This window comes from Streptomyces sp. GS7 (assembly GCF_009834125.1).
Taxonomy (GTDB): Bacteria; Actinomycetota; Actinomycetes; order Streptomycetales; family Streptomycetaceae; genus Streptomyces.
Genome location: NZ_CP047146.1, coordinates 502717 through 528826, shown reverse-complemented (window position 1 = coordinate 528826; position 26110 = coordinate 502717). Strand labels below are relative to the sequence as shown.

Annotated in this window: 13 protein-coding genes; 1 reads left to right on the top strand and 12 read right to left on the bottom strand. The window is 69.8% G+C overall.

Going from position 1 to position 26110, the window contains the following annotated elements; genetic code table 11:
• Positions 1–9: 9 nt before the first annotated feature.
• The gene (locus GR130_RS02330; RefSeq protein ID WP_159503160.1) at positions 10–6480 is read right to left on the bottom strand and encodes a beta-ketoacyl synthase N-terminal-like domain-containing protein; all 6471 of its coding nucleotides are present in this window, start codon (positions 6478–6480) and stop codon (positions 10–12) included.
• A 106-nt stretch (positions 6481–6586) separates the two neighbouring features.
• Complete coding sequence (locus GR130_RS02325; RefSeq protein ID WP_236572712.1) at positions 6587–7342, bottom strand: 4'-phosphopantetheinyl transferase family protein; 756 nt, start codon at positions 7340–7342, stop codon at positions 6587–6589.
• A gap of 450 nt (positions 7343–7792) precedes the next feature.
• Here GR130_RS02325 and GR130_RS02320 point away from each other — a divergent pair, with 450 nt between their 5' ends.
• Entirely contained in the window at positions 7793–10549 is a 2757-nt protein-coding gene (locus GR130_RS02320) for a helix-turn-helix transcriptional regulator (protein ID WP_236572710.1), read from the top strand.
• Here the strand turns inward: GR130_RS02320 and GR130_RS02315 are convergent.
• The 10 genes from GR130_RS02315 to rplJ form a co-directional block, all read right to left on the bottom strand.
• Positions 10546–11337, bottom strand: coding sequence for a thioesterase II family protein (locus GR130_RS02315; protein WP_443043528.1), 792 nt, complete (start codon positions 11335–11337; stop codon positions 10546–10548). The two genes, GR130_RS02320 and GR130_RS02315, sit on opposite strands and share 4 nt — an antisense overlap.
• 226 nt (positions 11338–11563) lie before the next feature.
• On the bottom strand, positions 11564–12757 hold the full coding sequence (tuf, locus tag GR130_RS02310; RefSeq protein ID WP_159503157.1) for an elongation factor Tu: 1194 nt from the start codon (positions 12755–12757) through the stop codon (positions 11564–11566).
• A 164-nt stretch (positions 12758–12921) separates the two neighbouring features.
• Positions 12922–15042, bottom strand: coding sequence for an elongation factor G (fusA, locus tag GR130_RS02305; protein ID WP_159503156.1), 2121 nt, complete (start codon positions 15040–15042; stop codon positions 12922–12924).
• A gap of 39 nt (positions 15043–15081) precedes the next feature.
• Positions 15082–15552: a 30S ribosomal protein S7 gene (gene rpsG / locus GR130_RS02300; RefSeq protein ID WP_004571813.1), complete on the bottom strand. Its 471-nt coding sequence runs from the start codon at positions 15550–15552 to the stop codon at positions 15082–15084.
• Between the two features lie 2 nt (positions 15553–15554).
• Complete coding sequence (gene rpsL / locus GR130_RS02295; RefSeq protein ID WP_003948652.1) at positions 15555–15926, bottom strand: 30S ribosomal protein S12; 372 nt, start codon at positions 15924–15926, stop codon at positions 15555–15557.
• 346 nt (positions 15927–16272) lie between these two features.
• The gene (locus GR130_RS02290; protein ID WP_159503155.1) at positions 16273–16755 is read right to left on the bottom strand and encodes a DUF1707 and DUF4190 domain-containing protein; all 483 of its coding nucleotides are present in this window, start codon (positions 16753–16755) and stop codon (positions 16273–16275) included.
• 215 nt (positions 16756–16970) lie between these two features.
• The gene (locus GR130_RS02285) at positions 16971–20870 is read right to left on the bottom strand and encodes a DNA-directed RNA polymerase subunit beta' (protein WP_159503154.1); all 3900 of its coding nucleotides are present in this window, start codon (positions 20868–20870) and stop codon (positions 16971–16973) included.
• Between the two features lie 99 nt (positions 20871–20969).
• On the bottom strand, positions 20970–24452 hold the full coding sequence (gene rpoB / locus GR130_RS02280) for a DNA-directed RNA polymerase subunit beta (protein WP_159503153.1): 3483 nt from the start codon (positions 24450–24452) through the stop codon (positions 20970–20972).
• 628 nt (positions 24453–25080) lie between these two features.
• Positions 25081–25467: a 50S ribosomal protein L7/L12 gene (rplL, locus tag GR130_RS02275; protein ID WP_159503152.1), complete on the bottom strand. Its 387-nt coding sequence runs from the start codon at positions 25465–25467 to the stop codon at positions 25081–25083.
• A gap of 110 nt (positions 25468–25577) precedes the next feature.
• A complete protein-coding gene (rplJ, locus tag GR130_RS02270; protein WP_159503151.1) occupies positions 25578–26105 on the bottom strand; it encodes a 50S ribosomal protein L10 in 528 nt (175 codons plus the stop codon).
• Between the last annotated feature and the right edge of the window lie 5 nt (positions 26106–26110).

Here is a 26110-nt window from a genome sequence, read left to right as displayed (position 1 = left end):
GTTCCACGATCAACCGGTAGGCAGGAAAGTCAGGTCGAGGCGTGCCGACCGCTTCTTCTCGTTCAGGGGCGCGGACGCCTTCGGGTACGGCGGCTCCTTCTTGAGCGGCCAGATGGCCTTCCGGTCGTAGGCCGGAGGCGGCAGCGGCTGCCGGGACGCGTACCCGGTGGCCCGCGCCCCGTCCGCGGCGCGCCGCAGGATCAGGTGCGCGTTCGTACCGCCGAAGCCGAAGGAGCTGACCGCCGCGCGCTCCAGCGCGGGCCCCGAGGAGAAGTCGCGGGCCTCGGTGACCGGGTGGAAGGGCGACTCGGGGAAGGCGAACCGCGGGTTGGGGGTGACGCAGTTGAGCGTCGGCGGGATCCGCTGGTGCCGCAGGGCCAGTACGACCTTGATCAGACCGGCCACACCGGCCGCGCTGAGCAGGTGGCCGACGTTCGTCTTCACGCTGCCCACGCCGCAGAACGCGGTGTCGGCGGTGTAGCGCCGGTAGGCGGTGGTCAGGGCCTGCAGCTCGATCGGGTCGCCGATCATGGTGCCGGTGCCGTGGGTCTCGACGTAGCCGATCGTCCGCGGGTCGATGCCACCGCGCTCCAGCGCCTCCTGGATCAGCTCGCGCTGGGCCCGCACACTGGGCGTGGTGTAGCCCATGGTGCGGCCGTCGTTGTTGACGGCGCCGGCCTCGATCACGGCGAGCACCCGGTCCCCGTCCCGCTCCGCGTGGTCCAGGCGCTTGAGCAGCACCATGCCCGCGCCCTCGCCGGGCACGAATCCGTCCGCGGCCTCGTCGAAGGTGTGGCACCGGCCGGTCGGTGACAGCGCCTTGCCCTCGCTGAGCAGCAGGTACGGGTCCTCGTCCAGGAGCAGGTCGACGCCGCCCGCCAGCGCCAGCTCCGTCTCGCCCAGCGCGAGGCTCTGGCAGGCCAGGTGCACGGTGACCAGCGAGGAGGAACAGGCGCTGTCCACCACCAGGTTCGGCCCCGAGAGATCGAGGAAGTGGGAGAGGTGGGCGGCGATGAAGTTCTGGTTGAGGCCGACGATGGCCTCGCGGGGCAACGGCCGCAGGTACTCGCGGTAGTTGGCGGACCGGGTGCCGAGGTAGACGCCGACGCGGCGCCCCTTCAGCCCGTCCTCCCGGTAGCCCGCGTCCCGCAGGCACTCGGCGCCGACCTCCAGCGCCTTGCGGGCCAGCGGGTCGAGGTAGCCGGCGGTGCGCTCGTCGATGCCGAAGTACGCGGCGTCGAAGTCGGCGGCGTCGTCGATGAACCCGCCCCACTTGCTGATGCTCTTGCCGGGCCCGCCGTCGGGTGAGTACAGCGCGTTCACGTCCCACCGCTCCGGCGGGACCTCCACGACATGGCTCCGGCCCTCGACCAGGTTCCGCCAGAAGGTGGCCGGGGCGTCGGCGCCGGGAAAGCGGCAGGCCATGCCGATGACCGCGATCGGCACGGGGCCGGCCGGCACGACGGGGCCCGCGGCACGGGCCGCTTCGGGCCGCGGGGCGACGGTCGCGTGCTCGCCGGCGCCGTGCGCGGGTGCGCCGCCGGTCGCATGCGCGGCGCGGTCGACGGCGCCGTCCGCCGCGCCGGGCCCGACCGCGGACCGGACCGCCGCGGGCACCTGCTCCGCGAGCGTGGCCGCCAGCTCCGTCAACGTGGGGTACTGCTGGACCAGCGTCGGGTCGACGGGCCGGCCGAGCGCACCCTCCAGCTCGCGGACCAGCTCGGCCAACAGCAGGGAGTCGACGCCGAGTTCGGCGAACGAGGCGGCCGGCGGCAGGGTGCCGGGGTCCGCCTTCAGAGTCCGCGCGAAGACACCGGTCAGCCAGGCGAGGACCGCCGCCGGGTCCGTCTCGCCCGACCGCGCCGGGGCGGCCGCCGCGACGGAATCGGGGGCGGGGGCACCCGCCCCGGCCGGCACGACGGCGGACCCGACGGCGCCGGCCGGCGCGGTGGTCGACCGCTCCGGCGCCCTGAGCAGACCGTCGAGGCGCAGCCGGGCCCGGTCGGCCCGGCACGGCAGCAGCACCGGGTGCCCCGGCACGGCGAGCGCGCCGTCCAGCAGAGCGAGCGCGTCCCCCACGGCCAGGGCGGGGATGCCGAGTTCGTCGGCGGCGCCACCACGGCCCCGGCCCAGGCCGGTGTCCTCCCACACCGGCCACTGCAGGGAGCGGACGGCGCAGTCGCCACGGCCGTCGTGCGCGGCCGCGAAGTCGTCGAGGAAGGCGTTGGCGGCCGCGTAGTCGCCGTAGGAGACGGCGAGCCGGGGCACCGCCGCGGAGATCGACGAGAACAGCGCGAGCAGCCGCGGCGGCTGGTCCGCGAGAGCGGCCCACAGCGTCCGGACGCCCCGCACCTTCGGGTCCAGGACCCCCTGGACGTCCTTGGGCTCCTTGGTCAGCAGGAAGCGGCTGTCGTCCATCGCACCCGCGCCGTGGAAGACCGCGGTGACGGGCCCGTGCCGCTGCCGGGTCCGGTCCAGGAGCCGCCGGAGCGAGGCGGCGTCGCGGAGCGCGTGGGTGCGCACCTCCACCGAGGCACCCGCCTCCGCCAGCTCCACCAGTGCCCCGAGCCGCCGCGCGAGCCTGGGGTCCGTCTGCGGATCGCGGGCGAGCGAGGCCCACTTGGCGCGCGCCGGCAGCCTGCCGCGGCCGATCAGCAACAGGTGGCGGGCGCCGCGCCGGTGCAGCTCGCGCGCGAGGTGCAGGCCGATCTCCCCGGTGCCACCGGTGATCACCACGGTGCCCGCGGCGGCCTCGTCGAGCGGGCTCGCCCCGGCGGCCGCGGCGGCCCGCTCCTCCTCGGCGAGGAAGCGCAGCGACGCGCACTCGCGCCGCCCCGCGCGGTGGCGGACCTGTGTCTGCCGGTCGCGCAGCGCGAGTTCGGCGGCGACGACGGGTGCCAGCTCCTCGGGCCGGTCCGGCCCGAACTCCACGTCGACGGTCCGGCTCTCCACGCTGCGGAACTCGCTCGACAGCATCCGGTACAGGCCCGCCGCCTCCGTGGCCACCGGGCCCCGGGTCACATGCAGGCAGGTGAGCGACGGCAGCCGGTGGTGCGCGAGGAGTTCCTGCAGCAGCACCAGCCGGTTCCGGAACACCGCGGCGCTCCCGCCGGCCCCTCCTTCCTCGCCTTCCTCGCCCTCCTCGCGCCAGTCCGCCAGGTCGACGATTCCCGCGAGCCGCTCGCCCCCGGCCAGGCCGCCGTGCGCGGCCAGCACCGCGTCCAGCGAGCCGGGTTGGCCGGTGAGGTCCGCGACGTGCACGGTGATCGCCCGGTGCGCACCGCCCTGTCGGGCGAAGAGCGCGGACGCGGCCCGCGCCGACGCGTCGTCGACCAGGACCAGATACGCGCCTTCGGCAGGAGCCCCGGCCGCCGGCGCGGCGTCCGCCCGCCAGCTCCGCGCCAGGAACTCCTCGGCCACGAGCGGCTTCTCGGCAGGTTCCTCGGCGGATTCCACGGCAGGTTCCACGGCCGCGACCCAGTGCCGGTCGCGGCGGAACGGATAGGTGGGCAGCGACACCCGCCCCGGCCGGGTGCGGGCGCCCCACTCCGCGGCCCAGTCGATCTCGGCGCCCGCCTCCCAGCGCCGGGCGAGCGCACCGGGGGCGGATGCGGCGTCCGCGTCGCGCTCCCCCGCAAGCCACCCGCGCAGCACCCGGCGCAACTCGTCGAGCGAGGACGCCACGGCCGCCAGCCGCTCCGGCAACTGCGCACGGCCCGTCTGCAGGGTGTGGGCGACGGCGGCCAGGTGGGGGCGCGGGCCGTCGTCGGGCGAGCCGTCGAGGAACGCGAGCAGGTTGCGGGCCGCGTCGGCCAGGGCGTCGGGGGTCCGGGCCGAGAGGGGGACCACGTACGGGCCGTCGTCCGCGCCCGGCGCGCCGCCGTCCCGCGACGCGGGCTCCAGGAACTCCTCCAGCACGACGTGCGCGTTGGTGCCGCCCATCCCGAACGAGCTGACACCGGCCCGGCGCGGCACCGGCCGCCCGTCGGCGTCGGTGAAGCGGTGCCAGGGCGTCTGCTCGCTCTGGATGCGGAACGGCGAACCGGCAAGGCGTATCCGGTGGTTGAGCCGGGTGAAGTTGCGGGTCGCGGGCAGCACACCGTGCCGCATCGCGAGCATCACCTTGATCATCCCGGCGACGCCCGCGGCCGCCTCCAGATGACCGATGTTGGTCTTCAGCGAGCCGATCCCGCAGTGCCCCTCCGGCGGCAGGGGCTGCTCCCGGTCCCGGTGGAGCTGCTCGAAGGCACCGACGACGCCGGCGATCTCGATCGGGTCGCCGAGCACGGTGCCGGTGCCGTGCGCCTCCAGGTAGCCCACGGTCGCGGGGTCGATCCCGGCCGCCTCGTACGCCTGCTTCAGCAGCGCCGCCTGGGCGTCGGCGTTGGGGGCGGTGAGCGACTGGGCCTGGCCGCCGTGGTTGACCGCCGCGCTCTTGATCACGGCGTACACCTGGTCGCCGTCCGCGCGGGCCTGCCGCAGCGGCTTGAGCACCAGCGCGCACACGCCCTCGCCGCGCACATAACCGTTCGCGGCCTCGTCGAAGGTCCGGCACCGGCCGTCCGCGCTGAGCACCCCGGTCCTGGCGTACGCCCGGTGCTGGCCGGGGTCGCAGATGACGTTGACCCCGCCGACCAACGCCTGCTCACAACTGCCGTCGCGCAGCGCCCGCACCGCCTGGTCCACGGCGACCAGCGAGGACGAGCACAGCGTGTCGACGGCGACGCTGCTGCCGTGGAACCCGAAGGCGAACGACACCCGGTTGGCGACGACCGACGGCGAGGTGGCGACGCTGCGATGCGGCTCGACCGTCCGCAGGCGCTCGCGCAGCACCGCCGCGTAGTCGCTGTGGCACACGCCCACGAACACGCCCGTACGGCTGCCGCGCAGCCGTGTGACGTCGTGACCGGCGTCCTCGAAGGCTTCCCACGCGACCTCCAGGAACAGCCGCTGCTGGGGGTCCATCAGCTCGGCCTCGCGCGGCGAGACCCGGAAGAAGGAGTGGTCGAAGCGCCGGATGTCGGCCAGGAACCCACCGCGCCCGGCCACCTGCCCCGGTCCGTCGGGCTCGCCGCCCGCGGTGTGCCGCTCCCAGCGGTCGGCGGGGATCTCACCGATGGTCTCCCGCCCCTCGGCGAGCACGCGCCACAGCTCGGCGGCGGTGTCGGCGCCGGGGAAGCGGCCCGCCAGGCCGACGACGGCGATCTCGTCGGACCCGGCACGGCGCGGGCGCCGCCGCGGCCGGGCGGCACGCTGCCGCGGTGCGGGACGGGGCGCCTCGGCCGGCCCGGCTGCCTCCCGCCCCGGCTCGTGCCCCCGCTCCAGCCCCTGCTCCCGCGCCACCACGCGCGCGAGGTCGGCGACGGTGAAGCTCTGGAAGAGCCGGCTGGGGTCGACCTCGGTGCCGAGTTCGCCGGTGGCCTCGTGCGCGAAGGCGGACAGGGTGAAGCTGTCGAGCCCCAGCTCGCGCAGGTCCGTGCCGTCGGTGAGCCGGTCCGCCGGCACATCGAGCGCGCGGGCCATGACCGGCAGCAGCCGCGCGGCCAGGCCGGCCGCGGCGGTCCGGTCCCCGTCCGCCGACCCCGCACGGCGCACGGGCGCCTCGGGCGCCTCGCACCCGGTCAGCTCCTTGAGCGTACGGATCCGGGCCAGCGGCGCCCCGTCGCTCTCGCGCAGCAGCGTCGAGGCGAGGTGCACCCGGCCGCCGTCGAACCGGCAGGAGTCGAGCCGGTACACGACGGCGTCGTCCGGGCCGCAGTTGCCCAGGTAGAGCACATCGCGGGCCACCGTCGAGGCCGCGCCGGACCAGTCCGCGCCCCGGCCGTCCCCGTCGGCGGGGAGGCCGGTGGTGTGGAAATACAGCCGCTCGCAGTGATCGTTGATGTGCGGGTAGGAGGCGAAGTAGAGCAGACCCGCGCCGTTGAGGTCGTAGTAGGGGTTGAGGTCGTACACGTGGCGGAACAGCTCGCCACCCGCCTCCGCCGGCTCCAGCGGCCGGGCCGGGTCGGCCTGCCGCGCCGCCATGAACCCGCGCTGGAAGGCGAGGAGGCTCTCGTCGACGCCCTCGGAGGCCGATGGACCGTCGGCACCGCCGGTCCGGGGCACGACAGGGGCCAGCGCGCCGCCCGCCGTGCGCTTGGCGAAGACCGTCATCAGCCGGGCCGTCACCACCCGCTCCCCGGCGCGCAGTTCGGTGTCGCCGGCGAAGGTCCGCTCGTCGAGACGGGTCAGGCGCCCCGTCAGCGTGACGGCGTCGCCCTCCCGGAAGGCACTCAGCGGCTGCCGGGCGTCCGTCGCGATGCGTACGAAAACGGGGAGCAGCCGGTCTCCTCGCGCGTCCCGCAGCTCGGTGACGGGGACGCCGAAGTGCTCCCCGAGCAGCTGCCAGTGGAGGTCGCCGCACTCCTTGAAGAGCCAGTTCTCGGAAAGGCCGCCCACCGCCATGTGCGGCAGGGCCAGGCGAATGGTCCTGGGTTGCACCGATCCCCCTTGCGAACTGACGCTGCGGATATGGCACGGACCGCGGCTTTCCGCCTTCTGCGGCTGCATTCGACCAGAGGGCCGCGGATCTCCGGAACCCCTAACTTCACCTGCCGGTAGGGGACTCATAGGGGCTCGCCCACCCGTCCTGAACTGCGGGAATTCCAGCCCCCGGAGCCCGGGTGGGCGGCAGCACGGGCCCGGTCACCAGGGCCGCCGCGATCGTGGCGGGGCGAAAGGGCACGGCGACCGCCCCGACGTAGCCGGGCAGCGGCTCCAGGTGCGTGAGATGCCAGCTGCGCCCCGTCGGGAAGGCCGGGCCGCGCGCCCGCGGCACGGTCGGCGCGTCGGTGTCCAGCTCCACCTCGAAGGCGTCCAGGGGGATGGTCAGCCCGGCACCGATGGCCTTGACCACCGCTTCCTTGCGCGTCCAGCCGCGGTGGAAGGCGCCGCTGCGCCGGTCCGCGGGAAGGCCGTCCAGCACCCGGCGCTCCGCGGGGTGGAAGTAGTGCGCGACACCGGTGGCGTCGTGGCCGTGCCGCACCGCCTCGACGTCGACGCCGATCGCCTCGCGCGCGATGCCGACCAGGGCCAGCTCCGCGCAGTGGGAGAGGTTGAACTCCAGGCCCGGCGCGCCCGCCGGCCGGTCCAGGCGCGGCTTTCCGTGCGGGCCGGTGCCGAAGCGCAGGTCCCGCGGACGGACCGGTACGTACCAGGACAGCACCTGCCGTACGAAGGCGTGGCTGATGACGTACTGGCGACGGTGCCGGGGAAAGACGAAGGAGTCCGCCCTGGCCCTCTCCTCCGGCGAGAGCACCGCGCGGAGATCCCCGGGATCGTCCTCCCAGGAATGCAGCCGCACCGCCCAAAGATGCACGCTCTCCGCGCCTACGGCATATTCTGAGAAAGCGTCAACTGACCTTATGGACCAGGCGACTTGGGGGGTGGCAAGGACGTTCATCGACCCACCCGTCCCCCGTTCCCGCCGCGCGTCCCGATCTCCAGCGCCATTGGAACAGAGGGGGTCCGGGCCAGGAACCCCTATCCTCACCGCACCGGACTAGGGGCGCTAAGGGGTGTACGGGCGCACGACGTCCGGCTGTGATCGGCATACCCCGATCCGGAGCACCTGGGTCCGTGAAAATGGCACTAGTCCCCTACCATCCGTCTTGCTACGGTTGCATGCGAGCAAGGCGGGTACGACCACACCACGGTCCTTCAGCCCCGAACAGTCCGGAATCCCGGACTTCAGCGGGATGACACCGAGGACGCCCACCCTGCCCTGCTCGCAACGGGGAACGGGGGCTGGCAAGTGATCGTGGACCGCGACGTCGAGATATCCCAGCTGACCGGGATGCTCACGGAGTGCGTCTCGGGGACAGGAACGCTGGCTGTCATCCGTGGGAGCACCGCAACCGGCAAGACCGAGCTGCTCCATTTACTGTGCGAGCGCGCGGCCGGGCAGGGGTTCCAGGTGCTGACCGCGATCGGCAGCGCCATGGAGCAGTGGTTTCCGTATGCACTCCTGGAGCAGCTGTTCCCCGATGTGGCCGCCGTGGCGGAGCAGGAGAGCGGCCCGGCCGCCGAACTCCCCCACCGGCCCGGCGCCGAGTCCGTACCACCCCGCGTCCTGCGGCACGTACACCGCACGGCCACGGAACTGGCCGCCCAGGCACCGCTGCTCCTGGCCATCGACGACATGCAGTACGCCGACACCGCTTCCCTGCAGTGCCTGCTCTACCTGATCCGCCGCTTCCGGACCGAGCGCATCGCCCTCGTGGTCACCGAGAGCCCGCGCAGCACCGCGGACCACGCGCTGCTGGGCGAACTCCAGTACCAACCACGGGCCCGCCGGATCCAGTTGGGCACGCTCGGCCGGGACGGGGTCGTCCGGCTGGTCGCCGGGGAACTGGGCGAAGAGGCCGCCGAGCGGCTCGCCGACGAGTTCCTCGACGTCAGCGGCGGCAATCCGCTGCTGTTGCGCGCGCTGGTCCACGACACCGCCTACCGCCGCAACCTCTCCTCGGGGCGGGCCCGGCTCGTCATCGCGGACGGCTTCCAACAGGCCGCGCTGGCCTGCGTGCACCGCAGCGGCCCCGACTACGTACGCGTCGCCCGCGGCCTCGCCGTGCTGGACGGGCACGCCCCGCCCGGCCTGCTCGGCAACCTCGTCGAGGTCGGCCCGCAGGCCACCGCCCACGCCGTCGAGGCGCTGGAGGAGGCGGGCCTGCTCGACGGCGGCGGGCGGTTCCGCCACCCCGCGCTGTGCGGCGCCGTGCTCGGCGACATCCCGGCCGAGGCGCTCACCGCGCTGCGGGGACGCGCCGCCCGGCTGCTCCACGAGCAGGGCGCACCGCAGACCGCGGTCGCCGCCCAGCTGTTGGAGTGCGGCCCGCTCGGCGAGGACTGGGAAGCGTCCCTGCTGCGGGCGGCCGCCGAGCAGTTCCTGACCGACGACCGCAGCACGCTCGCGGCGCACTGCCTGCACCTGGCCAGCCGCTGCTCCGGCGACGAGGCGGAGGCCCTCGCCTTCAAGGCGGCCGCGGCGCACATCACCTGGCGGCTCGACCCCAAGGCCGCGGTGCCGCAGCTCAAGGCGCTGGCCGCGTCCGCACAAGACGGGCTGCTGCCGCCCACCATGAGACTGCAACTGCTCCGCGCCCTGCTCTGGAACGGCCTGGAGGACGAGGCCGTCAAGGTCTCCGAAGGGCTGCCGGAGTCCGCCCCCGAGCCGCAGTTCACCAGTCATCTGCTCGCCACCCGGCTGCGGTTGGCCTCCACCTACCCCGGCGCGCTGAGCCGGATGCACGGGGCGCTGGGCCCGGCCGAACCGGAGCGGTGCCTGCCCACGTCGGAGACGGTCTCGGCACAGCTGAACGCGGCCTGCGCCGTGTACTACGCACTGACCGGCGGGGACCCCGACGACATCGTTGCCAGGGCCGAGCACGTGCTCCAGTACGTACGCCTCGGCCGCAACTCCCTTGAGGTGCCGCTCTCGGCGCTGCACGCCCTGATCTACATCGACCGGCTGAACCTCGCGGACTCCTGGTGCGACCAGCTGCTCGCCCAGTCGGCCAAGCAGTTCGCCCCCGCCTGGGACGCCCTGCTGCTCTCGACCAAGGCGATGGTCTCGCTGCGCCGGGGCAGCCTGCCCGCGGCCCGGGAGCAGGCGGGAGACGCCCTGTCCCGGATCCCGACCCAGGGCTGGGGCATCGGCCTCGCGCTGCCGCTGGCCACCCTGATCGAAACGCACACCGCCACGGGCGAATACGAGGCCGCGGCCGAGCTGCTGAGCCGTCCGCTCCCCGAAGCCGCCTTCAGGACCCGCTTCGGGCTGCACTACCAGTACGCGCGAGGCCGGTACCACCTGGCCATCGAGCAGCCCCAGGCGGCGCTGACCTGCTTCCTCGCCTGCGGCGAGCAGCTCCAGAAGTGGCAGCTGGACTCCCCCGGACTGGTGCCCTGGCGCAGCGCCGCGGCGGAGGCATGGCTGCGGCTGGACAAGCCGGACCGGGCCGTCCGACTGCTCACCGAGCAGCTGGACCAGGCCGAGCCGCGGCAGCCGAGGGCCGTCGGTGCCGCACTGCGGATCCTGGCCGCCACCCGACCGCCGGCCCAGCGCCAGGCCCTGCTCGGCCGGGCCCTGGAGATGTTCCAGGCCGGCAGCGACCGCTACGGCATGGCCTGGACGCTGGCCGATCTGGGCCAGGCCCAGCAGCAGTTGGGGAAGGGCAACGAGGCCCGGCACGTGGTGCGCCGCGCCTGGCGGCTCGCCCAGGAGTGCGGTGCACAGCAGCTGCTGCGTACGCTGCAGCCCGCTCTGCCTCCGGGCCTCCCGGCCCCCCGCGCCGACGAACGCGCGATGCGGGCCGAGACGCTCACCGACGCCGAGCGGCGGGTTGCCGCGCTGGCCGCCCAGGGATACACCAACCGGGAGGTGGCCGCGAAGCTGTTCATCACGGTCAGCACCGTCGAACAGCACCTCACCAAGGTCTACCGGAAGTTCCACATCAAGCACCGCCATCAACTGCCCGCGAACCTGGCCTTCGACGACGCCGACATCGCCTAGGGCCTGCCCGACGGAACTCCCCGGGCGGCGCAGGCCGGCAGCAGCACGTCGGAGATCACGTTGATCACCGAGGCCCGGTGCTGCTCGATGTAGAAGTGGCCGCCCGGATAGACCCGCAGCTCGCACGCGCCCGTGGTGTGGCCGCTCCAGGCGCGGGCCTCCTCGATGGTGGTCTCCGGGTCGGCGTCGCCCACCAGCACCGTGACCGGGCAGCCGACCCGGGCGTCGGGATCGCCCCGGTACGAACCGGCCACCGCGTAGTCGGCCCGGATCACGGGGAGGAAGATGCGCAGCAGCTCCGGGTCCTCCAGGATCCTGGCGTCCGTGCCGCTGAGCCGCTGCAGCTCCGCCTTGACCTCCTCGCCGGAGGGCAGCTCCGTACGCGGGTCGTAGCGGTGCCGGGAAGGGGCGCGGCGCGCCGAGGCGAACAGGCCGACCGGGGCGACCCCCTGCTCCCGCTCCAGGATGCGGGCGAGTTCGAAGGCGACCGCGGCCCCCATGCTGTGGCCGAACAGCGCCACCGGCCGGTCGAGGGTCCCGCGCAGCACCTCGGCCACGGACGCGGCCAGCTCCGCCACACTGCGGGCGGGCGGCTCCCAGCAGCGGTCCTGCCGACCGGGGTACTGCACGGCCAGCACCTCAACCGAGGGGGAGAGCCCCTCGGAGAGCGGGAAGCAGGAGTTGGCCGAACTCCCCGCGTGCGGAAGGCACACCAGAGTGACGGCGCTGTCCGGGGCAGGGTGGAACCGCCGCATCCACAGGTCGTAATCCTCGGTCCGGGAGATCAAGGCGATCATTCCTATCCGGTGACACATGTGCAGCTACGCGCCGTGTCCGGCGCACCCAGCCAGAGTGCTCGGATCCGATGACCGGGAACACCCCTACCACCGACACAAACAGCAGGCGCACCCCCTAACCACGAAAACGCAGCGGGCCCGCACATCACAGGGATGTGCGGGCCCGCTGCGCACTCAGGCGACCCCAGCCTCTGCAGGCAGGAAGATCAGACCGTCGTTACTTGATGACCTTGGTGACCTGGCCGGCACCGACGGTACGGCCACCCTCGCGGATGGTGAAGCGGAGGTTCTCCTCCATGGCGACGGGCTGGATGAGCGACACGGTCATCGTGGCGTTGTCGCCCGGCATGACCATCTCGGTGCCCTCGGGGAGGGTCACGACGCCGGTCACGTCCGTCGTACGGAAGTAGAACTGCGGACGGTAGTTGTTGAAGAACGGGGTGTGGCGGCCGCCCTCGTCCTTGGAGAGGATGTACGCCGTGGCCTCGAACTCGGTGTGCGGGGTGACCGAACCCGGCTTGATGATGCACTGGCCGCGCTCGACGTCCTCGCGCTTGATGCCGCGGAGCAGCAGACCGACGTTCTCACCGGCCTGGCCCTCGTCGAGCAGCTTGCGGAACATCTCGATGCCGGTGACGGTGGTCGTCGTCTTCTCGTTCTTGATGCCGATGATGTCGACGGTCTCGTTGACCTTGAGGACACCACGCTCGATACGACCGGTGACAACGGTGCCACGGCCGGTGATCGTGAAGACGTCCTCGATCGGCATCAGGAACGGCTGGTCGACGTCACGCTCCGGCTGCGGGACGTACTCGTCCACGGCCTTCATCAGTTCCTGGACGGAAGCGACCCACTTCTCGTCGCCCTCAAGGGCCTTCAGCGCGGAGACCTGGACGACCGGCAGGTCGTCGCCCGGGAACTCGTACTCGCTGAGGAGCTCACGCACCTCGAGCTCGACGAGCTCCATGATCTCCTCGTCGTCCACCATGTCGGCCTTGTTCAGGGCGACGACGATGTACGGAACGTTCGACTGGCGGGCCAGGAGCACGTGCTCCTTGGTCTGCGGCATCGGGCCGTCGGTGGCGGCGACCACGAGGATGGCGCCGTCCATCTGCGCCGCACCGGTGATCATGTTCTTGATGTAGTCCGCGTGACCCGGGCAGTCGACGTGGGCGTAGTGACGCGACGCGGTCTGGTACTCGACGTGCGCGATCGAGATGGTGATACCGCGCTGGCGCTCCTCAGGGGCCTTGTCGATGTCCTCGAACGGCGTGAACGGGTTCAGGTCCGGGAACTGGTCGTGCAGCACCTTGGTGATCGCCGCGGTAAGGGTCGTCTTACCGTGGTCGACGTGACCGATGGTGCCAATGTTGACGTGCGGCTTGGTCCGCTCGAACTTCGCCTTCGCCACTGGGGTCCTCCTGAAGAGTGGTTCTGTACGCCTTACTCATCGGCGCCAGGTGATCTTTGCTGGGGTGCCGCCTGACGGGGCAATTCTCACGGTTCGCGGGAGATTGCCCCATCAGACGGTGTCAAGCCTAAAGCGTGGTGCGTCCGGCTCTTGCGAGACCGGCCTTACTCGCCCTTGGCCTTGGCGATGATCTCCTCGGCGACGTTCTTCGGAACCTCGGCGTAGGAGTCGAACTGCATCGAGTAGCTGGCGCGACCCGACGTCTTGCTGCGGAGGTCTCCGACGTAGCCGAACATCTCCGAGAGCGGAACCAGGCCCGTGACGAGCTTGGCGCCGGCGCGGTCCTCCATGGACTGGATCTGCCCACGGCGGGAGTTGATGTCGCCGATCACATCGCCCATGTAGTCCTCGGGCGTGGTGACCTCGACCTTCATCATCGGCTCCAGCAGGGCCGGGCTGGCCTTGCGGGCGGCCTCCTTGAAGGCCATCGAGCCGGCGATCTTGAAGGCCATTTCCGACGAGTCGACCTCGTGGAAGGCACCGTCGAGAAGGGTGACCTTGACGCCCGTGAGCGGGTATCCGGCGAGGACACCGAACTCCATGGCCTCCTGGCAGCCGGCGTCCACGGACGGGATGTACTCCCGCGGGATGCGGCCACCGGTGACCTTGTTCTCGAACTCGTAGCCATCGCCTTCGAGCGGCTCGAGGGCGATCTGGACCTTCGCGAACTGACCGGAACCACCGGTCTGCTTCTTGTGCGTGTAGTCCAGGCGCTCGACCGGCTTGCGCAGCGTCTCGCGGTACGCGACCTGCGGCTTGCCGACGTTGGCCTCGACCCGGAACTCACGCTTCATACGGTCGACCAGCACGTCGAGGTGCAGCTCGCCCATACCCGCGATGATGGTCTGGCCGGTCTCCTCGTCGGTGTGCACCTGGAACGAGGGGTCCTCTTCGGCGAGACGCTGGATGGCGACACCCAGCTTCTCCTGGTCGCCCTTGGACTTGGGCTCGATGGCGACCTGGATGACCGGGGCCGGGAACTCCATCGACTCCAGGATCACCGGAGCGCTCGCGTCGCAGAGGGTCTCACCGGTGGTGGTCTGCTTCAGACCCATGACGGCGACGATGTCGCCGGCACCCACCGACTCGATCTCCTCACGCTTGTTCGCGTGCATCCGGTAGATCTTGCCGATGCGCTCCTTCTTGCCCTTCACCGAGTTCTGCACCTGCGTGCCGGCCTCAAGGCGGCCCGAGTACACCCGGATGAAGGTGAGCTTGCCCAGGTGGGGGTCGCTCGCGATCTTGAACGCCAGGGCCGACAGCGGCTCGTCCTCGGACGGCTTGCGCTTGACGACCTCCTCCGGGTTGTTGACCGCGTGGCCCTCGATGGCCTCGACGTCCAACGGGGAGGGGAGGTAGCGCACGACCGCGTCGAGCAGGGGCTGCACGCCCTTGTTCTTGAACGCGGTACCGCAGAACACCGGGGTGACGGTGGTGACGTCGGCCTTGCCGGAAGCGATCGTGATACGGCGGATCGCCGCGTACAGCTGCTCCTCGGTGGGCTCCTGGCCCTCCAGGTACAGCTCCATGATCTCTTCGTCGTTCTCGGCGACGACCTCGAGCAGCTTGCCGCGCCACTCGTCGGCGGCCTCGGTGTGGGTGGCCGGGATGTCGACGGTGTCGTACATCTCGCCCTTGGCGGCCTCGGCCGACCAGACCAGGGCCTTCATCGACACGAGGTCGACGACGCCCTTGAAGTCCATCTCGGTACCGATCGGCAGCTGCATGACGATCGGCACCGCACCCAGGCGGTCGCTGATCATGTCGACGCAGCGGTGGAACTCGGCACCGGTGCGGTCGAGCTTGTTGACGAAGCAGATACGCGGCACGCCGTAGCGGTCCGCCTGACGCCAGACGGTCTCGGACTGCGGCTCGACACCGGCGACGCCGTCGAACACCGTCACCGCACCGTCCAGGACGCGCAGCGAGCGCTCCACCTCGACCGTGAAGTCGACGTGACCCGGGGTGTCGATGATGTTGATGGTGTTGTCGACGTTCTCCAGCGGCCAGTGGCAGGTCGTCGCGGCAGACGTGATCGTGATGCCGCGCTCCTGCTCCTGCTCCATCCAGTCCATCGTGGCAGCGCCGTCGTGGACCTCACCGATCTTGTACGAAACACCGGTGTAGAACAGGATCCGCTCGGTGGTGGTCGTCTTGCCCGCGTCGATGTGGGCCATGATCCCGATGTTGCGGACCTTGGCCAGGTCAAGCGAAGTGGTAGCCATAGTGGCTCAATCTTCTCTCGGTCTCGATGGGGGTTGCGACTACCAGCGGTAGTGCGCGAAGGCCTTGTTGGACTCGGCCATCTTGTGCGTGTCCTCACGCTTCTTGACCGAAGCGCCGAGGCCGTTGGAGGCGTCGAGCAGTTCGTTCATGAGGCGCTCGGTCATGGTCTTCTCGCGGCGGGCGCGGGAGTAGCCCACGAGCCAGCGGAGCGAGAGGGTGGCGGCGCGGCCGGGCTTGACCTCGACCGGGACCTGGTAGGTCGCGCCACCGACACGGCGGGACTTGACCTCAAGGGTCGGCTTGATGTTCTCCAGCGCGCGCTTCAGCGTGATGACCGGGTCGTTGCCGGTCTTCTCGCGCAGACCCTCCATGGCGCCGTAAACGATGCGCTCGGCGGTGGAGCGCTTGCCGTTCAGCAGCACCTTGTTGATGAGGGAGGTCACCAGAGGAGAGCCGTAAACCGGGTCGATGATGACCGGACGCTTCGGGGCGGGGCCCTTACGAGGCATTCTTACTTCTCCTTCTTGGCGCCGTAGCGGCTGCGAGCCTGCTTGCGGTTCTTGACGCCCTGCGTGTCGAGGGAGCCGCGGATGATCTTGTACCGAACACCCGGCAGGTCCTTCACACGGCCACCGCGCACGAGCACGATCGAGTGCTCCTGCAGGTTGTGGCCCTCACCCGGAATGTAAGCGGTGACCTCGATCCCGCTGGTCAGACGCACACGCGCGACCTTACGCAGGGCCGAGTTCGGCTTCTTCGGGGTGGTCGTGAACACACGCGTGCAGACGCCGCGGCGCTGGGGGGAACCCTCAAGTGCGGGCGTCTTGTTCTTCTCGACCTTGTCCTGCCGGCCCTTGCGGACCAGCTGCTGGATCGTAGGCACCGTTTCTCCGGTTTCTGTGTGCCAGTCTCGGTAAAGCTAACCTGGAACATTCCCCGACCCACGCGGTCGGGTGTGTCGAATACTGCAGACCTGCCTCGCTGGAACGAGGGCGGCGGCAGATTGCGGTGTCAAAACCCGGCTTCCGCGCTGTCCGCACTCTCCGGCCGGTGATGGCGGGAGAAGGCACGCACGGCAGCCCAGGGACACCCCAGGCACAAGGTCAGAGCGTACCTACCGCATTGGCTGCGGTCAAAACAAATGCACACGCGAAGGACACGCCGGACTCCCCCGGCGCTGCGGCCACCGTAGTGCGATCCACCGCGCTACGGAAGAAGGCGCACGGCCGTCACGGCCGCACCACGGCGACCAGCACCATCACCAGGATGAACAGCGCCCAGGCCCCGATCCCGAGCCAGCCCAGCACCAGCCCCGCGACCGCCTGGCCGTCCCCGCGCTCACCGGTCCGCCGGATCTCGGCCCGCGCCTTGTGCCCCAGGATCACCGCCGGAATCGAGGACACTCCCCAGGTCACCGGCGCCAGCAGGCCGCACACCAGCGCGCCCGTCGCGGAGCCGTTGGTGGGCTGCACCATCGGCATCTGCATCGGCAGGAACGTGGTCGGCACGGCCACCGGCCGCGGCGCGAACTGCGCCTGCGGCACCGGCCCTTGGGGCAGATCCGCGACCAGCATCTGCAGCTCGGCGTGGGTCTGCGCCTGATACGCCCGCGCGATCCGCTGCTCGTACTCCGGCTGCCCGAGCCGGCCCTCCGCGAAACCCGCCTTCAGGACATCGACCGCCCGCTCGCGATCGGCGTGCGAGGCACGCATGGCCGGCACCTGATACGGATTCTGAGCAGGCTGCCCACCCTGCCACGGCTGGAACGCCATGTCGCGAACCTCCCCCCCGCTCGACAGTTCTCCTCATCTTCTCATCACAGACGCAGCAATGGGAGGACGAGTTCCCTCCGCCACACGGGCGGCCGAACGCCGCAGGGCGGCCACCCCGAGGGGTGGCCGCCCTGTTGCTGTTCCGCGGTGCGGGATTACTGGTTGTACGGACCGTAGTCGTAGTCCTCCAGCGGGACCGCCTGGCCGGAGCCGGTGCCGAAGGGCGAGTAGTCGATGTCGTCGTAACCGACGGCCGAGTACATCGCGGCCTTGGCCTCTTCGGTGGGCTCGACCCGGATGTTGCGGTAGCGGGACAGGCCCGTACCGGCCGGGATGAGCTTACCGATGATGACGTTCTCCTTGAGGCCGATCAGGGAGTCGGACTTGGCGTTGATCGCCGCGTCCGTCAGGACCCTGGTCGTCTCCTGGAAGGACGCCGCCGACAGCCAGGACTCGGTGGCCAGCGAAGCCTTGGTGATACCCATCAGCTGGGGACGGCCGGAGGCCGGGTGGCCGCCTTCCGCCACCACGCGACGGTTCTCGCCCTCGAACTTCGTGCGCTCCACCAGCTCGCCCGGCAGCAGCTCCGCGTCGCCGGACTCGATGATCGTCACGCGGCGCAGCATCTGCCGGATGATGATCTCGATGTGCTTGTCGTGGATCGCCACGCCCTGGCTGTTGTAGACCTTCTGGACCTCGCCGACCAGGTGGACCTGGACGGCACGCTGGCCGAGGATCCGCAGCACGTCGTGCGGGTTGATCGCGCCGACGGTCAGCGGCTGGCCGACCACGACGTGGTCGCCCTCGCCCACCAGCAGACGGGCACGCTTCGAGACGCCGTAAGCCATCTCGTCCGAGCCGTCGTCCGGCGTGACGATGACCTTCTTGGTCTTCTCGGTCTCCTCGATCCGGACGCGGCCGGCCGCCTCCGAGATCGGGGCGACACCCTTGGGCGTACGGGCCTCGAAGAGCTCGACGACACGCGGCAGACCCAGGGTGATGTCGTCACCGGCCACACCACCGGTGTGGAAGGTACGCATCGTCAGCTGGGTGCCGGGCTCACCGATGGACTGGGCGGCGATGATGCCGACCGCCTCACCGATGTCGACCAGCTTGCCGGTGGCCAGCGAACGGCCGTAGCAGAAGGCGCAGGTGCCGACCGCGGACTCGCAGGTCAGGACCGAACGGGTCTTGACCTCCTCGACACCCGCGTTGACCAGCGCGTCGATGAGCACGTCACCGAGGTCGACGTTCGCCGGGGCGACGACCTTGCCGTCGACGACGACGTCCTCGGCCAGCATGCGGGCGTAGACGCTGGACTCGACGTCGTCCGCCTTGCGCAGGACACCGGCGGCGTCCTTCGCGGCGATCCGCAGCTTGAGACCGCGCTCGGTGCCGCAGTCCTCCTCGCGGATGATGACGTCCTGGGAGACGTCGACCAGACGACGGGTGAGGTAACCCGAGTCGGCGGTACGGAGGGCGGTGTCCGCCAGACCCTTACGGGCACCGTGCGTGGAGATGAAGTACTCCAGCACGGAGAGACCCTCACGGAACGACGCCTTGATGGGCCGCGGGATGGTCTCGTTCTTGGCGTTGGACACCAGACCACGCATACCCGCGATCTGACGCATCTGCATCATGTTTCCGCGAGCACCGGAGTCCACCATCATGAAGATGGGGTTGGTCTTCGGGAAGTTCTCGTTCATCGCCTCGGCAACCTCGTTGGTCGCCTTGGTCCAGATGTTGATGAGCTCCTGCGTGCGCTCGTCCTTGGTGATCAGACCGCGCTCGTACTGCTTCTGGACCTTCTCGTCCTGGGCCTCGTAGCCCGCGACGATCCCCTTCTTGGCCTCCGGCACGACGATGTCGGAGACGGCGACGGTGACGCCGGAACGGGTGGCCCAGTGGAAGCCGGCCGCCTTCAGGTTGTCGAGCGTCGCCGCCACGATGACCTTCGGGTAGCGCTCCGCCAGGTCGTTGACGATCGCGGAGAGCTGCTTCTTGCCCACCGAGTAGTCGACGAACGGGTAGTCCTCGGGCAGCAGCTCGTTGAAGAGCGCGCGGCCCAGGGTGGTGCGCAGCCGGAAGCTGTCACCCTGCTGCCACTCGGGCTCGCCCTCCTCCGCGACCGGCGGGGTCCAGCCGCGGGGCGGAACCGTACCGATCGGGAAGCGGATGTCGACCTTGGCCTGCAGCGACAGCTCGCGGGCGTCGAAGGCCATGATCGCCTCGGCGACCGAGCCGAAGGCCCGGCCCTCGCCCTTGACCTCGCGCTCCTCCTCGTCCGTGGTGAGGAAGAAGAGGCCGAGCACCATGTCCTGGGTCGGCATGGTGACCGGACGGCCGTCGGCCGGCTTGAGGATGTTGTTCGAGGACAGCATCAGGATGCGGGCCTCGGCCTGGGCCTCCGCGGACAGCGGGAGGTGGACGGCCATCTGGTCACCGTCGAAGTCCGCGTTGAACGCGGTGCAGACGAGCGGGTGGATCTGGATGGCCTTGCCCTCGACCAGCTGCGGCTCGAACGCCTGGATACCGAGGCGGTGCAGGGTGGGCGCACGGTTCAGCAGCACCGGGTGCTCGGCGATGACCTCTTCGAGGACGTCGTACACGACGGTGCGGCCACGCTCGACCATGCGCTTCGCGCTCTTGATGTTCTGCGCGTGGTTGAGGTCCACCAGGCGCTTCATCACGAACGGCTTGAAGAGCTCCAGCGCCATGGCCTTCGGCAGACCGCACTGGTGCAGCTTGAGCTGCGGGCCGACGACGATGACGGAACGGGCCGAGTAGTCGACGCGCTTGCCGAGCAGGTTCTGACGGAAGCGGCCCTGCTTGCCCTTGAGCATGTCGGACAGCGACTTCAGCGGACGGTTGCCGGGGCCCGTCACCGGGCGGCCACGGCGGCCGTTGTCGAAGAGCGCGTCCACGGCCTCCTGGAGCATGCGCTTCTCGTTGTTCACGATGATCTCGGGCGCGCCGAGGTCGAGAAGCCGCTTCAGGCGGTTGTTGCGGTTGATCACACGGCGGTACAGGTCGTTCAGGTCGGAGGTCGCGAAGCGGCCACCGTCCAGCTGCACCATCGGACGCAGGTCCGGCGGGATCACCGGGATGCAGTCCAGCACCATGCCCTTGGGGCTGTTGCGGGTCTGCAGGAAGGCGGAGACGACCTTGAGGCGCTTGAGCGCACGGGTCTTCTTCTGGCCCTTGCCGGTCCGGATGATCTCGCGGAGGCGCTCGGCCTCCTCCTCCAGGTCGAAGGTCTCCAGGCGCTTCTGCAGGGCAGCGGCACCCATGGAGCCGTCGAAGTACGTGCCGAAGCGGTCACGCAGCTCGCGGTAGAGGAGCTCGTCGCCCTCCAGGTCCTGGACCTTGAGGTTCTTGAAGCGGTTCCAGACCTCGTCGAGGCGGTCGATCTCGCGCTGCGCACGGTCGCGCAGCTGCTTCATCTCGCGCTCGGCACCCTCGCGCACCTTGCGGCGCACGTCCGCCTTGGCACCCTCGGCCTCCAGCTCGGCCAGGTCGGTCTCGAGCTTCTTGGCGCGGGCCTCCAGGTCGGCGTCGCGGCGCTGCTCGATCTGCTGGCGCTCGACGGAGACGTGGGCCTCCAGCGAGGGCAGGTCGCGCGTACGGCGCTCCTCGTCCACCCACGTGATCATGTAGGCGGCGAAGTAGATGACCTTTTCGAGGTCCTTGGGCGCGAGGTCCAGCAGGTAGCCCAGCCGGCTCGGCACGCCCTTGAAGTACCAGATGTGCGTCACGGGAGCGGCCAGCTCGATGTGGCCCATCCGCTCACGGCGCACCTTGGCGCGAGTGACCTCGACGCCGCACCGCTCGCAGATGATGCCCTTGAAGCGGACGCGCTTGTACTTACCGCAGTAGCACTCCCAGTCCCGGGTCGGACCGAAGATCTTCTCGCAGAAGAGTCCGTCCTTTTCGGGCTTGAGGGTGCGGTAGTTGATGGTCTCCGGCTTCTTGACCTCACCGTGGGACCACTGACGGATGTCGTCAGCGGTGGCAAGGCCGATCCGCAGCTCGTCGAAGAAGTTGACGTCGAGCACTATGCGTCAATCCCTCTCAGGGTCGTGTCTCTATGGTCTGTACGGGGTCCGGGGCGGGGCCGGGACCTCCTCTGCACGAGGCGGTCCCGACCAGACCCGTCAGACCTCTTCGACGCTGCTCGGCTCGCGCCGGGACAGGTCGATGCCGAGCTCTTCCGCAGCGCGGAAGACGTCCTCGTCGGTGTCGCGCATCTCGATGGACATGCCGTCCGAGGACAGCACCTCCACGTTGAGGCACAGGGACTGCATCTCCTTGATGAGCACCTTGAAGGACTCGGGGATGCCGGGCTCGGGGATGTTCTCGCCCTTGACGATGGCCTCGTAGACCTTCACGCGGCCGGTGACGTCGTCGGACTTGATCGTCAGCAGTTCCTGGAGGGCGTACGCGGCGCCGTAAGCCTCCAGCGCCCACACCTCCATCTCACCGAACCGCTGGCCACCGAACTGGGCCTTACCACCCAGCGGCTGCTGGGTGATCATCGAGTACGGACCGGTCGAGCGGGCGTGCAGCTTGTCGTCGACCAGGTGGTGCAGCTTGAGGATGTACATGTACCCGACCGAGATCGGGTCCGGGAACGGCTCGCCGGAGCGGCCGTCGAACAGCTGGGCCTTGCCGGAGCTCTTGACCATCCGCTCGCCGTCGCGGTTGGGGAGCGTCGAGTCGAAGAGACCCGCCAGCTCGTCCTCGCGCGCACCGTCGAAGACCGGGGTCGCGACGTTGGTGCGCGGTGCGACGTCGTCGGCGCCGATCGCCTGGAGCCGCTGCTGCCACTCCTCGGAGCCCTCGACCTTCCAGCCCTGGCTGGCGAGCCAGCCGAGGTGGATCTCCAGGACCTGTCCCGGGTTCATTCGGGACGGGACACCCAGCGGGTTGAGGATGATGTCGACCGGGGTGCCGTCCTCCAGGAACGGCATGTCCTCGACCGGCAGGATCTTCGAGATGACGCCCTTGTTGCCGTGGCGGCCGGCGAGCTTGTCACCGTCGGTGATCTTGCGCTTCTGCGCGACGTAGACGCGGACCAGCTGGTTCACGCCCGGGGGCAGCTCGTCCCCCTCCTCGCGGTCGAAGACGCGGACGCCGATGACCTTGCCGATCTCACCGTGCGGCACCTTCAGCGAGGTGTCGCGCACCTCGCGCGCCTTCTCACCGAAGATCGCGCGGAGCAGGCGCTCCTCGGGGGTCAGCTCGGTCTCGCCCTTGGGCGTGACCTTGCCGACGAGGATGTCGCCGGCGACGACCTCGGCACCGATCCGGATGATGCCGCGCTCGTCGAGGTCGGAGAGGACCTCCTCGGAGACGTTCGGGATGTCCCGGGTGATCTCCTCGGGGCCCAGCTTGGTGTCACGGGCGTCGACCTCGTGCTCCTCGATGTGGATCGAGGAGAGGACGTCGTCCTGCACGAGGCGCTGCGACAGGATGATCGCGTCCTCGTAGTTGTGGCCCTCCCACGGCATGAACGCGACGAGCAGGTTCTTGCCGAGGGCCATCTCGCCCTCTTCGGTCGACGGACCGTCGGCGAGGACCTGGCCCTCGACGACCCGCGCGCCCTCGTCCACGACGACCTTCTGGTTGAAGGAGGTGCCCTGGTTGGAGCGGGTGAACTTGGCGACGCGGTACGTGGTGTACGTGCCGTCGTCGTTGGCGACGGTGATGTAGTCCGCGGAGACCTCCTGGACCACACCGTCCTTCTCGGCCTTGATGACGTCGCCGGCGTCGACCGCGCAGCGGTACTCCATGCCGGTGCCGACCAGCGGCGACTCCGCCTTGATCAGCGGAACGGCCTGGCGCATCATGTTCGATCCCATGAGCGCGCGGTTGGCGTCGTCGTGCTCCAGGAACGGGATCATGGCGGTCGCGGCCGACACCATCTGGCGCGGCGAGACGTCCATGAAGTCCACCTCGTCGGCGGGGACGAGGTCGACCTCGCCGCCACGGCGGCGGACCAGCACACGCTGCTCGGCGAAGCGCATGTCGTCGCTGAGCTTCGCGTTCGCCTGGGCGATCAGGAAGCGGTCCTCCTCGTCAGCGGTGAGGTAGTCCACCTCCTCCGTGACCTGGCCGTCGACGACCTTGCGGTACGGCGTCTCGATGAAGCCGAAGACGTTGACCCGGCCGTACGACGCGAGCGAACCGATCAGACCGATGTTCGGGCCTTCGGGCGTCTCGATCGGGCACATGCGGCCGTAGTGCGAGGGGTGCACGTCACGGACGTCCAGACCGGCCCGCTCACGGGAGAGACCACCGGGACCCAGCGCCGACAGACGGCGCTTGTGGGTCAGACCCGACAGCGGGTTGGTCTGGTCCATGAACTGGGACAGCTGGCTGGTGCCGAAGAACTCCTTGATGGAGGCGACGACCGGCCGGATGTTGATCAGGGTCTGCGGCGTGATCGCCTCGACGTCCTGGGTGGTCATGCGCTCACGCACGACGCGCTCCATACGGGCGAGACCCGTACGGACCTGGTTCTGGATCAGCTCGCCGACGTTGCGCAGACGGCGGTTGCCGAAGTGGTCGATGTCGTCGGTCTCGACAACGATGCTGTTGCCGTTCTCGCCGATCGTCTCGGTCTCGCCGGCGTGCAGCTTGACCAGGTACTTGATCGTGGCGATGACGTCATCGGTGGTCAGCACGCCGGCGTCCAGCGGCTCGTCGCCGCCGAGCTTCTTGTTGACCTTGTAGCGGCCGACCTTCGCGAGGTCGTAGCGCTTGGGGTTGAAGTAGAGGTTCTCCAGCAGCGTCTGCGCGGCCTCGCGGGTCGGCGGCTCGCCCGGACGCAGCTTGCGGTAGATGTCGAGCAGCGCGTCGTCCTGGCCCTGGGTGTGGTCCTTCTCCAGGGTGGCGCGCATCGACTCGTACTCGCCGAACTCCTCGAGGATCTGCTCGGTCGTCCAACCGAGAGCCTTGAGCAGGACGGTCACGGACTGCTTGCGCTTGCGGTCGATACGCACACCGACCATGTCGCGCTTGTCGATCTCCATCTCCAGCCAGGCACCCCGGGACGGGATGATCTTGGCGGAGAAGATGTCCTTGTCGGACGTCTTGTCGATCGAGCTGTCGAAGTAGACGCCCGGCGAGCGGACCAGCTGCGAGACGACGACACGCTCGGTGCCGTTGATGCAGAAGGTGCCCTTGGGGGTCATGAGCGGGAAGTCGCCCATGAAGACCGTCTGGGACTTGATCTCACCGGTCTCGTTGTTGGTGAACTCCGCGGTGACGAACAGCGGAGCCGCGTACGTGAAGTCGCGCTCCTTGCACTCGTCGATGGAGTTCTTCGGGGGCTCGAAGCGGTGGTCGCGGAACGTCAGCGACATCGACCCGGAGAAGTCTTCGATCGGGGAGATCTCTTCGAAGATCTCTTCGAGACCGGACTTGGTGGGGACTTCCTGCCCACTCTCCAGCGCAGCCTCGACGCGACCCTTCCATGCGGCATTGCCGAGCAGCCAGTCGAAGCTTTCGGTCTGCAGCGCAAGGAGGTTCGGAACCCCGAGGGGCTCCTTGATCTTCGCAAAAGAGATGCGCAGCGGGGCGGTGCTGTCGCCGTTGTTCGTATTGGCAGTCGAGGCGTTGCGCGAGGCGGCCAAGAGGGGGTCCTTCCGAGGGCTCGGACTCACTACGCGCGTACCGGTCCCGAATCGAGCAGACTGAGGGAAAGCCCAGGTCAGGGCGGTTCATTCAGCTTTGCTCGGGCTCGGGTATGCCCCTGGTGACGGGCAGGGAGCAGCTAACAGGCAGCGCAAAGGGTCAGTGTAGCCACTTGGCACACTGATGTCCAGAGCGAGTTTCCGGAGACCGGCACAGCACCGTGATACCGATCTTCTCCCTCCGGGAGGTCACGCCCTCCGCACCGGAGGAGCCCCTCGTTGTTCTTCACTACGCCCAATGCCCTGCGCCTGCCGAAAGCCCTGCGCCAGTGGCGCACACCGATGCTTCCCTCTTCGTCGGCGATCCATGCCTCGAACCCTGGATCGCTTCTGCGTCGCGTCCCGAGAATTGCGCGCCGCGTCCGGTTCGTCAAGGCCCCCCACCTCAGGGAGATCGTCACATGGAGGCACGTCCGGACGACGAAGATCACCATACTCGCACTCCGGCGCGAGGCAATGCAGCCGTGGCTTGCACGACGAAGGGCGACCACCCGCATGGGTGATCGCCCTTCGCTGTGTCCGTGTACGCCCTCAGGCGCTCAGGACGTGAGTCAGAGACTCACCAGGGTCACTTGACCTCGACGGAGGCGCCGGCGCCCTTGAGGGCCTCGGCGGCCTTCTCCGCGGCCTCCTTGGAGACCTTCTCCACGACCGCCTTCGGGGTGCCGTCGACGAGGTCCTTGGCCTCCTTCAGGCCCAGGGAGGTCAGCTCACGCACGACCTTGATGACCTGGATCTTCTTGTCGCCGGCACCGGTGAGGATGACGTCGAACTCGTCCTGCTCCTCCTCGGCGGCGGCGGCCGGGGCACCCGGGGCACCCGCGACGGCAACGGCGGCCGGGGCGGCGGCGGTGACGTCGAACTTCTCCTCGAACGCCTTCACGAACTCGGAGAGCTCGATGAGGGTCATCTCCTCGAACTGCGCGAGCAGGTCTTCCTGGCTGAGCTTCGCCATGATGGGCGATCCTTCCACTAAATCGGCTGGTGCCGGATGTACATGTCGGCGGGCGTACGTTGGGCCCGCTTCGACCGTCGCCTCAGGCGGCGGTCAATGTGCGAGCCGAATTACTCGGCACCGCCCTGCTCGGCCTGCTTGGCACGAAGCGCCTCCGCGGTGCGGACGAACTTCGAGGGGAGCGCCTGGAAGAGCGCGGCAGCCTGGGACTGCTTGCCCTTCATGGCGCCCGCCAGCTTGGCGAGCAGAACCTCGCGGGACTCGAGGTCCGCAAGCTTCTTGATCTCGTCGGCGGACAGCGCCTTGCCGTCAAGGACACCGCCCTTGATGACGAGAGCGGGGTTCTCCTTGGCGAAGTCACGAAGACCCTTCGCCGCCGTGACCGGGTCACCGGTCACGAAAGCGACAGCGGTCGAGCCCTTGAGGTGCTCGTCCAGCTCGATCCCGGCCTGCTTGGCCGCGATCTTGGTCAGCGTGTTCTTCACCACACGGTACTGAGCGTTCTCGCCGAGAGAACGGCGGAGCTCCTTGAGCTGCGCCACAGTCAGTCCGATGTAAGAAGTCACAACAGCTGCGTTGGAGTCGCGGAGCTTCCCCGCGATCTCCTCAACGGCTGCGTTCTTGTCAGACGTCGCCATGAGCC